General features: G+C 73.9%; 12 protein-coding genes and 2 pseudogenes. 1 reads left to right on the forward strand and 13 read right to left on the reverse strand.

The window, feature by feature from the left end; all coding sequences use genetic code 11:
* Positions 1-148 precede the first annotated feature (148 nt).
* From hisB to hisD, 3 genes are read right to left on the reverse strand one after another with little or no spacing between them, the layout of a single operon-like run.
* Positions 149-760, reverse strand: coding sequence for an imidazoleglycerol-phosphate dehydratase HisB (hisB, locus tag AB0C15_RS22420; protein WP_030334475.1), 612 nt, complete (start codon positions 758-760; stop codon positions 149-151).
* Positions 757-1830, reverse strand: coding sequence for a histidinol-phosphate transaminase (locus AB0C15_RS22425; protein WP_357354855.1), 1074 nt, complete (start codon positions 1828-1830; stop codon positions 757-759). Before AB0C15_RS22425 ends, hisB begins: the two co-directional genes overlap by 4 nt.
* A complete protein-coding gene (gene hisD / locus AB0C15_RS22430) occupies positions 1827-3149 on the reverse strand; it encodes a histidinol dehydrogenase (RefSeq protein WP_357354857.1) in 1323 nt (440 codons plus the stop codon). The genes AB0C15_RS22425 and hisD overlap by 4 nt, the downstream gene beginning before the upstream one ends.
* Before the next feature lie 106 nt (positions 3150-3255).
* Here hisD and AB0C15_RS22435 point away from each other — a divergent pair, with 106 nt between their 5' ends.
* A complete protein-coding gene (locus AB0C15_RS22435) occupies positions 3256-3960 on the forward strand; it encodes an LON peptidase substrate-binding domain-containing protein (RefSeq protein WP_357354859.1) in 705 nt (234 codons plus the stop codon).
* On the opposite strand, the gene AB0C15_RS22440 is transcribed toward AB0C15_RS22435, so the two are convergent.
* The 10 genes and pseudogenes from AB0C15_RS22440 to AB0C15_RS22485 all read right to left on the reverse strand — a co-directional run.
* The gene (locus tag AB0C15_RS22440) at positions 3875-4705 is read right to left on the reverse strand and encodes a DUF2567 domain-containing protein (protein ID WP_357354861.1); all 831 of its coding nucleotides are present in this window, start codon (positions 4703-4705) and stop codon (positions 3875-3877) included. The genes AB0C15_RS22435 and AB0C15_RS22440 overlap by 86 nt on opposite strands.
* A 56-nt stretch (positions 4706-4761) precedes the next feature.
* Entirely contained in the window at positions 4762-6444 is a 1683-nt protein-coding gene (locus AB0C15_RS22445) for an AAA family ATPase (RefSeq protein WP_357354863.1), read from the reverse strand.
* A gap of 74 nt (positions 6445-6518) precedes the next feature.
* Positions 6519-7547, reverse strand: a complete 1029-nt coding sequence (locus AB0C15_RS22450; RefSeq protein ID WP_357354865.1) for a hypothetical protein — start codon at positions 7545-7547, stop codon at positions 6519-6521.
* A 42-nt stretch (positions 7548-7589) separates the two neighbouring features.
* The gene (locus AB0C15_RS22455) at positions 7590-8534 is read right to left on the reverse strand and encodes an RluA family pseudouridine synthase (RefSeq protein ID WP_357354867.1); all 945 of its coding nucleotides are present in this window, start codon (positions 8532-8534) and stop codon (positions 7590-7592) included.
* Positions 8531-9145, reverse strand: a complete 615-nt coding sequence (gene lspA, locus AB0C15_RS22460) for a signal peptidase II (protein ID WP_357354869.1) — start codon at positions 9143-9145, stop codon at positions 8531-8533. The genes AB0C15_RS22455 and lspA overlap by 4 nt, the downstream gene beginning before the upstream one ends.
* Before the next feature lie 64 nt (positions 9146-9209).
* Positions 9210-9629: a TraR/DksA C4-type zinc finger protein gene (locus AB0C15_RS22465; protein ID WP_357251079.1), complete on the reverse strand. Its 420-nt coding sequence runs from the start codon at positions 9627-9629 to the stop codon at positions 9210-9212.
* Positions 9630-9854: 225 nt separating this feature from the next.
* Positions 9855-11354, reverse strand: a complete 1500-nt coding sequence (locus AB0C15_RS22470; protein ID WP_357354871.1) for a potassium/proton antiporter — start codon at positions 11352-11354, stop codon at positions 9855-9857.
* 7 nt (positions 11355-11361) lie between these two features.
* The gene (locus AB0C15_RS22475) at positions 11362-11667 is read right to left on the reverse strand and encodes a DUF167 domain-containing protein (protein ID WP_357354873.1); all 306 of its coding nucleotides are present in this window, start codon (positions 11665-11667) and stop codon (positions 11362-11364) included.
* Positions 11668-11677: 10 nt separating this feature from the next.
* Positions 11678-11911: pseudogene (locus tag AB0C15_RS22480) on the reverse strand (hypothetical protein); the annotation flags it as partial.
* A 201-nt stretch (positions 11912-12112) separates the two neighbouring features.
* A pseudogene (locus AB0C15_RS22485) lies at positions 12113-12475 on the reverse strand (hypothetical protein); the annotation flags it as partial.
* Positions 12476-12494 lie beyond the last annotated feature (19 nt).

Here is a 12494-nt window from a genome sequence, read left to right on the forward strand (position 1 = left end):
GGCTCCGCTGCGCTGCACTCCTCGCGCTCATCAGAGCCGCCTTCCATTCGCGACTGCGGGGCTCCGCTGCGCTGCACTCCTCGCGCTCATCAGAGCCGCCTTCCATTCGCGACTGCGGGGCTCCGCTGCGCTGCACTCCTCGCGCTCATCAGAGCGCGCCCTTCGTGCTCGGGATCGCACCGGCCGACCGCGGGTCGATGGAGGTGGCCTCGCGCAACGCGCGGGAGACCGCCTTGAACTGCGCCTCCACCACGTGGTGCGCGTCCGGGTGACCGCCCGGCCGGGCCGCCCGCAGCACGTCGACGTGCAGCGTGACCCGGGCCGCCTGGCCGAAGGACTCCCAGATGTGCCGGGTCATGCTCGTCGCGTAGACCGGCCCGATGTAGGGGGCGAGCACCGGCTCGTCGTGCACCACGTACGGCCGACCGGAGAGGTCCACCGCGGCCCGGACCAGCACCTCGTCCATCGGCACGGTCGCCGAGCCGTACCGCCGGATGCCGGCCTTGTCGCCGAGCGCCTGATCGAACGCCGCACCCAGCGCGAGCGCGGTGTCCTCGATCGTGTGGTGCGCGTCGATCTCCAGGTCACCCACGGTGCGCACGGTCAGGTCGAAGCCGCCGTGCCGGGCGATCTGGTGCAGCATGTGGTCGTAGAAGCCCACACCGGTGCTGATCTCGGCGGCTCCGGTGCCGTCGAGGTCGATCTCGACGAGGACCTTGGTCTCCTTGGTGATCCGCTCCACCCGGGCGGTCCGACTCATGTGACTCTCTCCATCGCGGTGAGGAAGGCATCGGTCTCGGCGGCGGTGCCGGCGGTCACCCGCAGCCAGCCGGGCAGGCCGACGTCACGGACCAGCACCCCCTGCGCCAACAGGGCGTCCCAGACGACGCTCTGGTCGCCGCCCACCTCGAAGAGCACGAAGTTGGCGTCGCTGTCGGCGACCCGCAACCCGCGCTCCCGCAGCGTCGCCACGATCCGGTCCCGCTGCGCCATGATCGCGCTCACCGTACCGAGGAGGGCGTCGCGGTGGGTCACCGCCGCACGCGCGGCGGCCTGGGTGAGTGTGGAGAGATGGTATGGCAGCCGGACGAGCTGCACGGCCCGCACCACCGCCGGATCGGCGGCCAGGTAACCCAGCCGGCCGCCGGCGAAGCCGAACGCCTTGCTCATCGTCCGGGTGACCACCAGCCGCGGGTGGCCGGGCAGCACCGCGAGGGCGCTGACCGTGCCGGGGCGGGCGAACTCGGCGTACGCCTCGTCGACGACCACCATGCCGGGCGCGACGTCGAGCACGGCGGCGATCACCGCCGGGTCCAGTGCCGTGCCGGTGGGGTTGTTCGGCGAGCAGAGGAAGACCACGTCCGGCCGGTGCTCGCGGACCTGGGCGACCGCGTCGTCGGCGGTCAACCCGAAGTCGACGCCGCGCACGGCGGGCACCCACCGGGTGCCGGTGCCGAGGGCCAGCAGCGGGTGCATCGAGTACGCCGGAACGAAGCCGAGCGCGGTGCGCCCCGGCCCGCCGAACGCCTGGAGCAGTTGCTGCTGGATCTCGTTGGAGCCGTTGGCCGCCCACACCTGGTCGACGGTGAGCCCGTGCCCGAGGTATTCGGCCAGGTCGGCGCGGAGGGCCACCGCGTCCCGGTCCGGGTAGCGGTTCAGCTCACGCAGCTCGGCCGCGAGCGCCTTGCCGATCGCCTCGACCACCGGCTCCGGCACCGGGTGGGAATTCTCGTTGGTGTTGAGCCGCACCGGCACGTCGAGCTGCGGTGCCCCGTACGGCGACAGCCCCCGCAGGTCGTCCCGGATCGGCAGGTCCTCGAGACTGGTCACGCCGACCCTCCCGGGAAGCGGGCCTGGACCGCCTGGCCGTGCGCGGGCAGGTCCTCGACGTTCGCCAGGGTGACCACGTGCGGGGCCACGTCGCGCAGCGCCGCCTCGGTGTACTCGATCAGGTGCACACCGCGTAGGAACGACTGCACCGACAGCCCGGAGGAGTGCCGGGCGCAGCCACCGGTGGGCAGTACGTGGTTGGACCCCGCGCAGTAGTCGCCGAGCGACACCGGCGACCAGGCGCCCACGAAGATCGCCCCGGCGTTGCGAACCCGGAGCGCCCACTCCCGGGCGTCGGCCGTCTGGATCTCCAGGTGCTCGGCCGCGTACGCGTCGACCACCCGCAGCCCCGCCTCCAGGTCGTCGACGAGCACCACGCCGCTCTGCTCGCCGGTCAGCGCCGTGGTCACCCGCTCGGCGTGCTTGGTCGCCGGCACCTGCCGGGCCAGCTCGGCCTCGACCGCCTCGACCAACCTCACCGACGGGGTGACCAGCACGCTCGCGGCGAGCGGGTCGTGCTCGGCCTGGCTGATCAGGTCGGCGGCCACGTGCGCCGGGTCGGCCGTGTCGTCGGCCAGGATGGCGATCTCGGTCGGCCCGGCCTCGGCGTCGATGCCGACCACACCGCGTAGCAGCCGCTTGGCGGCGGTCACCCAGATGTTGCCCGGGCCGGTGATCAGATCGACCGGCTCGCACCGCAGGTCACCCGCCGGGTCGACCGCCGCGCCGTACGCGAGCATCGCCACCGCCTGGGCCCCGCCCACGGCGTACACCTCGTCGACGCCGAGCAGCGCGCACGCGGCGAGCACCCGGGCGTCGGGCAGGCCGCCGTTGTCCTTCTGCGGCGGGCTGGCCACCACCAGCGACCGCACGCCGGCCGCCTGGGCGGGCACCACGTTCATCACCACCGTCGACGGGTACATCGCCAGGCCGCCGGGCACGTAGAGGCCGACCCGGTCGACCGGCAGCCACCGCTCGGTGACCGTGCCGCCCGGCACCACCTGCGTGACGTGGTCGGTGCGCCGCTGGTCGGCGTGCACCCGACGGGCCCGGGCGATCGACTCCAGCAGCGCGGCGCGCACGCCGGGGTCGAGCACGCCCTCGGCCTCGGTGATCGCCTCGACCGGCACCCGCAGCACCTCCGGGGAGATGCCGCCGAACCGTTCGTTGGCCTCCCGGATCGCCGGGTACCCATGCTCACGGACCGCCTCCACCAGGGGCCGGATGCGCTCGACGGCGACGGACACGTCGAGCTGGGCACGGGGCAGCAGGCGGCGCGGGTCACCGAGACCGTCGCGCAGGTCGATCCGATTCAGCACGCTTGCGAGTCTAGGCGGCCGTCCCGACGTCCACCCGAGCCGCCCGTACGCCGGGACGGTGAGCCGGGCCACGCCGGGCGGGGCGAGATTGGTTAGGCTCCACCATGTGACCGCACGGCTGCCGGTGTTCCCGCTCGCAACGGTGCTCTTTCCGGGCCTGGTGCTGCCGCTGCACATCTTCGAGGAGCGCTACCGGGCGCTGGTCCGACACCTGGTCGACCTGCCCGAGGGCGCGCCGCGTGAGTTCGGTGTGGTGGCCATCCAGGCCGGCTGGGAGGTCGCGCCCGCCGGTCCGGGCGCGCGGGCGACGCCTGGCGTCGGTGAGGTCACGCTGCACGAGGTGGGCTGCACCGCCGAGCTGCGTCAGGTGACCGAGCTGCCCGACGGGGGTTTCGACATCGTCACGGTCGGCCGCCGTCGGTTCCGGATCGCCGAGGTCGACGACAGCGCGCAGCCCTACCTGACGGCCGACGTCGAGTGGCTGCCCGACCAGGGCGGCCCGGACGAGGTGGCCGATCTGCTGGCGGCCCGGGTGATCGCGGTGTTCCGGCAGTATCTGGGCCTGATCCGCTCCGACCCGGAGGAGATCTCCGAGCAGTTGCCGGAGGACCCGACGGTGCTCTCGCACCTGGTGGCGGCGACCGCGGCACTCACCGTCGACGACCGGCAACGGCTGCTGGCGATCGACGACACCGCCTCCCGGCTCCGCGCCGAGCTGCGGTTGCTCAACCGCGAGGCGGCTCTGCTGCGTCAGGTGCGGGCGGTTCCGGTGCCACTTGCGGAGTTGGCGTCCCCGCCGACACCCAACTGAACTCCCCCGGCTCGGGCTCCGGGCGTAGCCCCGGCCACCGCGACCAGCCGGCCAGCAGCGTGTACGTGACCGCGGCCCCGAACGCTGGCAGCAGCAGGTTGCCGTGCGGCACCGGCAGCACACCGAGCAGCCAGTCCACCCCACCGGCGCGCAGGTCGGCGGGTTTGCTGAAGGCCTGCCCGGCCGGGGCGGTGGCCAGCAACCGGTCGAAGGTGGCCAGGCCGATCCGTCGCCCGACCTGCCAGGCCACCGGCGCGGCGGCCAGGCTGCCGAGCACCGCGGCGAGCAGCCCGACCGGGCCGCGCCGCCGACGCAGCACGAACCACAGGGCGAGCGCCACGAGCAGCCCGAAGGCCAGCCCGAGCAGGCTGAACCACCCGTCGGCGGCGATCGGCTGCTCCGGTTGCGGCTCGGCGTAGATCGCCCCCTCGGCGGTCTTGAGCACCGGAGTGTCCGGCGCGAGCACGGCCCAGAGCAGCCCGAGCGGAACACCGAGCGCGGCAACCGCGAGCACGACGCCGAGCACCGTCGCCACGGCACGCCCCGGACGTCGCGGCTCGTCGAACCGAAGCTCCAGCACGCTTGCGTACGCCGCCGGGCCAGGCGGCTGGGTCGGGTCGAACCCGACCGGCGCGGCGCCGGCGAACGGGTCGACCCCCGGCGGTGTCTCGCCCGGGGTACGGGGTGGCGAGGCCCGGTCGGGCTCGTCGACGGGCCGCTCGGGATCGGGGTTGTCCGTGCTCACCCGATGATCCTCTCAGGCCCGTCGGGAGAGCGGGGCTCCGGTGGCGGCAGACCAGCTCACCGGGCGAACGGCTCCACCATCATCGCGGCGGCCCGCAGCCACGCCTGTCGGGTCTCCGGTTGGAGTTGGTGGTACTCGATCGACGACCCGGTCTCCAGCGCCGGGTCGTACGGCACGACGGCCACTCCCCGGGTACGGGTGGCGAAGTGCCGCTCCAGGTCGTCCTGGAGCGTCGAGCGCCCCGGCGTCGGGCAGGAGATGAGGGTGATGGCGTTGTCCGCCAACTCACCCATTCCCTCCTCGTGCAGCAGGTCGAGCATCCAGTCCGCGCTGAACGCCGCGTCCTCCCGGGGCACCGTGGTCACCACGAGCTGGTCGGCGGCCTGCATCACGGTGCGCCAGTTGGGGCTCTCCACGTTGTTGCCGGTGTCCACACAGACCACGTCGTGGGTACTCCGCAGCAACTCCAGTACCCGTCGGACGGTGAACTGGTCCAGTCGTTGGGCGAAGCGCGGGCTCTCCTCGCCGGCAAGCACGTCGTACGAGCCGTCGGAGGCGTGCCGCAGGTAGTCGTCCAGCCGGTCCAGCAGGGTCGCGCCCTCCAGGATCTCGATCTGGGCCAGGTCGCTGATCAGGTGCCGGATGGTCCGGGCGTGCCGGGCGCTGCCGGCGCGCAGGCCGAGGGTGCCGCGCAGCTCGTTGTCGTCCCAGGCCAGCACACCCTTGCCGCGCACACTGCCGACCGTGGCCGCGGCGAGCACGGTGGCGGTCGTCTTGTGCACCCCGCCCTTGGGATTGGCGAAGGCGAACACCCGGGGGGTGCCCAGGTCACGCTTGAGCACCCCGTTGGCGCGCTCCTGTTCCGGGTCGACGGAGTGCGGCCGCCACTCCACCCGGGCCGGGTAGCCACGTTCGGCGACCGCCGGGGCAGGTGGGGGCGGGGCGACCGGCGGCGGGGCGACCGGGGGTGGGAGGACCGGCGGCGGGGCGACCGGCGGCGCGGGCGGCGGGGCGACCGGCGGGAGCGCGGGCGGGGCAGCCGGATAGCCGGTCTCGGGCTGGTAGCCGGTCTCCAGCAGCGCGTACCGCGACTCCACCTGTGGGTCGCCCGGCCGGTAGCCGTTGTCGAGCAACGCGTAACGCGACGGGATCGGCTCGGGGCCACGTGGCGGCGGCTCGGGCTCGGCCCGGTAGGTCGGCTCGGCGCGGTAGTCCGGCTCGGCGCGGTAGCCGGGCGCGGCCCGGTAGTCCGGCTCAGCGCGGTAGCCCGGCTCGGCCCGGTAGCCGGGTTCGCCGCGGTAGTCCGGCTGGTCGGTCCGGTACGCCGGCTCGGCCCGGTAGTCCGGCTCGGCGCGGTAGCCCGAGTCGGTCCGGTACGCCGGTTCGGCGCGGTAGTCCGGCTCGGCCCGGTAGTCCGGCTCGGCGCGGTAGCCCGGTTCGGCCCGGTAGGCGGGGTCGACCCGGTAGGTCGCCTCGGCGCGGTAGCCAGGCTCCGCACCGTACGACAGGTCGGCCGGATGCCCGATGGCGGGTGCGCGCCCGGCGTAGCCGTTGGGGGCCGCACGCCGTGGCAGCGGGTCCGGCGGCGGCTCGTCGGCGCGCCGGTCCGGATCGGTCTGCTCCGCGCCGCGACCGCCCAAGCGGGCACGGTCCAACAACGCACGCCACCGCGGCGCTGGTTCGGCCGGCCGGCCCCAGCCGGTCTCACTGCCCTCCACGGCCCGCCCTCCCAGCGCCATCGATCTCTGTCTGACAGGCTACGAACCCAACCCTATTCGGACCACACCTTGGAGCGCACACCAGCCGGCGCAGATCACGACGACGGCGACGGCGACGACTGCTCGGCGACGGTGGCGTCCGGCGAGGTCGTGACGCTCGGCGGTGCCGGGGCGGTGGGCTCCGGCGTCGCCGGTTCGGGTGACGGAATCGTCACGACTGGTGCGGGTTCCGACGATTCGCCCACGGGCGTCGAGGGCGCCGGCGCGCTGATCACCGGCGCCGGCCGCTCGGCCTCGGTCGGTACCGGCGTCGGCCCGGTGTCGGCCGGCGGAACCACCACGTCACGCTGCTCCGGCAGGGGCGGTGTGAAGACCGTGCGGTCCAGCCGGTACACCTCCGGGGCGGGGTCGACCGCCCGCACGTCCGGCCGGGCCGCGACGCCGCGCAGCGCCACCGGCGTCGCGCGAACCACCGCCGCGTAGACGCAGGCGCAGCCGGTGCGGTACGCGGCGGCCTCGGCGGCGGCCACCTCGGCACCTGTGGCGTACTGCTCCCGAAGCTCCCGCTCGCCGACCCCGTCGCCCTCGACGGCGGCGGCCCTGGCCCGGTAGTCGGCGGCCTCCGCCTCCTTGCGGGCCGCCACCTGCGCCATCCCGGCGACCACGTCGTCGGGCACCCGCAGCGCGGGGATCTTGACGATCTCGGTCTGCCGGCCGGGCAGCGGAACCCGCCCGAAGACCGTCGACACCCCGACGTCACCAAACACCGTCGCCAGCCGCTGCGGTGGCAGGTACGCGTCGAACGTGACGAGCGCGTACGTGCCCTCGGCTGCCGGGGCGGACGCGGGCAACGCGGCCAGGTCGGCGGCGGCCGACCGCAGGTAGCCGGGGACGGAGTCGCCGTCGGCGACGCCGACCCGGGTCACCTCGCCGACTGTCCGGTCGCCCACCGGGTCGTCGTCGACGGCCCAGACGGCAGCGCCCAGCACCGCCGCCGCGGAGAGCACGGCGGCCCAGCTGAGCACGCCGGAGCGCGACGGCCGGTCGCCCAGCCGGGCCACGGCCCGGGTCAGCGGCGGCAGCAGCCGCTGGTCCAGTTGCCGCAGCAGGTTGCCGGCGCGCACGGGCGGGATCCCCTCTGTGGATCGGTGTCGGGTGGTCGCCGCTCAGTCACGCAGGACCTGGAGCGCACGTTCCAGGTCGTCAGGGTAGTCGCTGACGAACCGGACCTCGTCCCCCGTTCGGGGATGCAAAAAGCTCAGTTCGCGGGCGTGCAGCCACTGTCGGGCCAGACCGAGACGGGCCGAGAGGGTGGGGTCCGCGCCGTAGGTGAGGTCGCCCACACACGGGTGCCGCAGGGTGGAGAAGTGCACCCGGATCTGGTGGGTGCGGCCGGTCTCCAGCCGCACGTCGACAAGACTCGCCGCCGGGAAGGCCTCAAGCGTGTCGTAGTGGGTGATGCTCGGCTTGCCGCCGGAGACCACCGCCCACCGGTAGTCGTGCGTGGGGTGCCTGTCGATCGGCGCGTCGACGGTGCCCCGCAGCGGGTCCAGGTGACCCTGCACCACCGCGTGGTAGCCCTTGTCCACCTCGCGGTACTTGAAGGCCCGCTTCAACGCCGTGTACGCCTGCTCGCTCTTGGCCACCACCATGATCCCGGTGGTGCCCACGTCGAGCCGGTGCACCACGCCCTGCCGCTCGGCGGCGCCGCTCGTGGAGATGCGGTGCCCGATCGCGGCGAGCGCGCCGATCACCGTCGGCCCGGTCCACCCGGGGCTCGGGTGCGCGGCCACCCCCACCGGCTTGTCGACCACGACGATGTCGTCGTCGGCGTAGACCACCCGCAGGCCGGGCACCGCCTGCGGCACCACGGTCGGCGGTGCGACCGGGGCCGGCAGCGTGACGTCCAGCCAGGAGCCGGCCTTGACCTTGTGCGAGTTGGGCCGGGCTGCGCCGTCGACGAGCGCGTCGCCGGCGTCGACAAGGGCAGCGGCGGCCGTGCGGGAGAGCCCGAACAGGCGGGACACCGCCTGGTCCAGGCGCATGCCGTCGAGGCCGTCCGGAACCGGAAGGGAACGGTGGTCGCCGCCAGCGGCGAACGCGGAGGTCATGCCCGCTCCCGCTGCTCGGTGCCGGACGCGGCGTCGGTGCTGGCCTGGTCGCCGTCGCGCCCCGCCCGCCGCCCGTCACGCTGGCGACCGGTCAGCTCCAACAGGACTGCCAGCAGCACGCCGCAGACGAGCGAGCTGTCGGCCAGGTTGAACACCGGCCAGACCTGACCGTACGGGTCGAAGAGGCTGATCATGTCGACCACGTGCCCGTGGAAGGGGGACGGCGCCCGGAAGATCCGGTCCACGAGGTTGCCCAACGCACCGCCGAGCACGAGACCGAGGGAGACCGCCCAGGGCAGCGAGCGCAGGCGCAGTGCCATCCAGACGATCCAGCCGACCACACCGATGGTGATCAGCGGGAAGACCCAGGTGTGGTCTGCGCCGATGCTCCAGGCCGCGCCGCTGTTGCGGGTCAGGCTCAGGTAGACGGCCCCGCCGAGGAGCCGGACCGGCTCCCGGTCGGTGAGCGCGGCCAGCGCGAGGTGCTTGGTGACCAGATCGGCCAGCAGGGCCACCAGGGCGACTCCGGCGAGCAGCGCGACGGCCGGGGGCCGGCGGGTGCCGCCGCCCGGGTCGGTGCGGCCGGGTTCGGCGGACGGTGCTGCGGTCATGCGCTCCCCATCGACAGTCTTGGCGGTGATCGCTCACCGTCTCATCACCGCCGGGGAACGGACCTCAGCGCCGCTCCTCCAGCTGCTTGCACGTCACACACTGGGTGGCCGACGGGAAGGCGGCGAGGCGCTCGACCGGGATCGGGTTGCCGCACCGCTCGCACCAGCCGTAACCACCCTCGTCGAGGCGCTCCAGAGCGCGCTCCACCTGCGTGATCCGTTCCAGAATGCTGTTGGCGAGAGAGATCTCCTGCTCCCGCTCGAGCGTCTTGGTGCCCGTGTCGGCCTGGTCGTCCCCGGCCGAGTCGGTCAGCCGATCGCGCTGCAGCTCGGTGATCTCACTCAGCGTCTGATCGTACTCGGCACGAAGCTCGTCCCGCCGCGCCGCCAGCGCCGCCCGGATCTTCTCGGTCTCCGCCGTGCTGCGGGTGGCCTTGACCACCGGCTTGCGCCCGGCGGTCCTGGTGTCGGCTGGCTTCGCCATGGGTCGCTCCCTCGGCCGGCGGAACCGCGCGGTCCGCGGCGCCTGGTCAGGGGGCGCCACGCGGGGCGTCCCCTATGTACGAAAAGGGGCGCGCGGCGACGAACGCCGCGCACTCCGGAGATTGGCAAGAATACGGAACGTACAGGCGTGCGACAACGTGCCGCACCGTCGCGCCGCCTAACAGCCCCTAGTCTGCCTAACTGGGGCAAAGGGAACGGTAGCAGATCAATTGCCCACCTCATCCCCGTACTCACCGAACCATCGGGCCAGACGACCCCGCCGACTGACCGCCCGCAAGCGCCGTTCCGCGGCGTCGCGTACCCCGCCGGTCGCCACGATCAGCAGACTGTCGCCGGTCTTCAACCGGGTGTCCGGGGCGGGCACGAAGCCCACACCGTCGCGCAGCACCAGGGTCACCGACGCGCCCAGCGGGAGGCGCAACTCGTCCACGTGCACACCCGCGAGTCGCGAGCCCGGCGGCACCTCCACCTGGAGCAGGTCCGCCCGCATCCGCTCCAGCGGCGCGGTCTCCACATGGATCTCGGCGGCCTCGGCCGGCGCGGTCACCCGCAACCGGCGGGCGAACGGCCCCAACGTCCCGGTCTGCACCAGCGTGAAGATCACCACCAGCACGAACACCACGTCGAAGAGCCGCTCCGCGCCGGGCACCCGCTCGGAGAGCGGAATGGTGGCCAGCACGATCGGCACCGCCCCGCGTAGCCCGGCCCAGGACAGGAACGCCTGTTCGCGAAGGCCGACCCGGAACGGCGACGCCGAGACGGCCACCGACAGCGGCCGGGCCAGGAGCACCAGAGCCAGCCCCGCGACCACCGCGGGCAGCACCGCCGCGCCCAGCCGGCCCGGCGACGCCAGCAACCCGAGCAGCACGAACAACCCGATCTGGGCGAGCCACGCCAACCCGTCCGCGAAACCGAGAATCGCCTGCCGGTGCGACAGGCGGGCATTGCCCAGCAACACCCCGGCCACGTAGACGGCAAGGAAGCCCGAGGCGTGCAGAACCGCCCCCGCCGCGTACGCCAGCACGGTGATGCCCACCGCGGCGATCGGGTAGAGCCCGGCCGAGGGCAGCGCTGCCCGACGCAACGCCCAGGTGCCGGCGACGCCCGCCGCCACGCCCACCGCGGCCCCGACGCCCAGCTCGTAACAGACGAGCGCGACCTCGTACCACCACGGGTGCGACAGGCCCCGGTGGGACAGCAGCACCACCAGCAGCACCACCGGGGCGTCGTTCATCCCCGACTCGGCCTCGAGTGTCGCCACCAGCCGGGGCGGCAGCCGCAGCCGACGCAGGGTGGCGAAGACCGCCGCCGCGTCGGTGGACGAGAGGACCGCCCCGTAGAGCAGCGCCAACCGCCAGTCCAACCCCAGCAGCAGGTGCACGGCCACGCCGACCACGACGATGCTGACGACCACCCCGACCGTGGAGAGGGCGGACGCCAGCCCGAGCACCGGGCGCAGCGTGGTCCACCGGGCGGTGAGGCCGCCCTCCGCGATGATCACGATCAGCGCGCAGAAACCGAGGGTCCGGGTCAGCTCGACGTCGTCGAAACGGATGCCCAGCCCGCCCTCGCCGATCGCCACGCCCAACGCCAGGTAGACCAGGAGGCTGGGCACGCCGAGCCGGGTGGAGAGTCGCACCGCGCCGACCGCGACGAGCAACACCGCCGCACCGAGCAGCAGCGCGACGTCCAGCCCGGGTGTCACGGCTGCCTTACTCGGCGGATCCGTCGCGCAGTCGGCGCAGCAGCTCGGGCATCTCCGGGCCGGGCCGATCGACGAGGAAGAGCTTGTCCCGGCTGGCCGCACCGGCACGCAGTGCCACCGCGGCCGGGCGGACGCCCAACGCGCCGGCCAACGCCCGACGGGCCGCCTCGGTGGCCCGACCGTCGACGGCCGGGGCGTGGACCGCGATCACGAGGGCCGGCCCGTGCGGGCCGTCGAAGCGGCCACCCACCCGGTCCCGGGAAGCGCCCGGCTTCACCCGTACCGCCACGGTGAGCGTGTCGTGTGCGGGCACCGACGCCGCTTCAGATCGGCCGGGCGTCGGCGAGGAGAGCGGTCGCCGGCGCGCAGTGCGCGCACGGGGTGAAGCCGAGTTCGACGGCTTCGGCGACCGGCAACGTCTCGGGCTGCCAGCCAACGAGGTGGGGGCAGGTGTCGAGGTGGTAGCGAGGGCGACCGTCGACGACCTCGACGTCGTCGAGCAGTCGCGCCACCCGGGCCGCCTCGGCGGCCGTGATCTGCTGGGCGGCCGGCTCGTCGACCGCCGTCACCACCGGGTCGAACACGTCGTCCGTCGACGCCACGGCCGGCGGTGCCGGGCTGACCGGTCGCGCACGCGAGGACGCCTCGTCCGCCGCAGTCACCACCGGCGACGCCTCGTCGAACCGCGGGTCGAACGGCGACGCCTGGTCGACGCGCGCCGGCTCGAACGGCGACGCGTCGTCGATCGGCGCCAGATGGTCGACCGGTGCCACATGGTCGACCGGCGGTGCGGGTGGTTGCCGCCACCCGGCACCGCCGGTACCAAACGTCGTGGGCACGTGCTGGACCGGCACCTCCGGCTCGACCAGCGACGGTCCGTACGCGACACCCGGTGTGGCCTGGCTGGCCGTGCGGGAAGCGTCGGTTGGCCGCGGGTCGGACCGGCCGGGATCCGCCATGGCACGGTTGGCGGCTGCCTGGCGGGCGCCCACCACCAATGCCACGGCGGCCAGCAGACTGGCCGCGATGGAGATGACCAACAAGAAGCTGGAGCCACCGGCCAGGCCGAGCACCAGTAGCACCACCGCGACGAGGATGAGCAGCAGACTTGCGACAATCACGGCTCACCCCCGCCGCGTC

This window comes from Micromonospora sp. NPDC048835 (assembly GCF_040649995.1).
Lineage (GTDB): Bacteria > Actinomycetota > Actinomycetes > Mycobacteriales > Micromonosporaceae > Micromonospora.

Bases quoted from the DNA above. Each gene is read 5' to 3' on its own strand.
- hisB (WP_030334475.1), bottom strand. From the start codon at position 760: ATGAGTCGGACCGCCCGGGTGGAGCGGATCACCAAGGAGACCAAGGTC.
- AB0C15_RS22445 (WP_357354863.1), bottom strand. From the start codon at position 6,444: ATGGCGCTGGGAGGGCGGGCCGTGGAGGGCAGTGAGACCGGCTGGGGC.
- AB0C15_RS22455 (WP_357354867.1), bottom strand. From the start codon at position 8,534: ATGACCTCCGCGTTCGCCGCTGGCGGCGACCACCGTTCCCTTCCGGTT.
- lspA (WP_357354869.1), bottom strand. From the start codon at position 9,145: ATGACCGCAGCACCGTCCGCCGAACCCGGCCGCACCGACCCGGGCGGC.
- AB0C15_RS22465 (WP_357251079.1), bottom strand. From the start codon at position 9,629: ATGGCGAAGCCAGCCGACACCAGGACCGCCGGGCGCAAGCCGGTGGTC.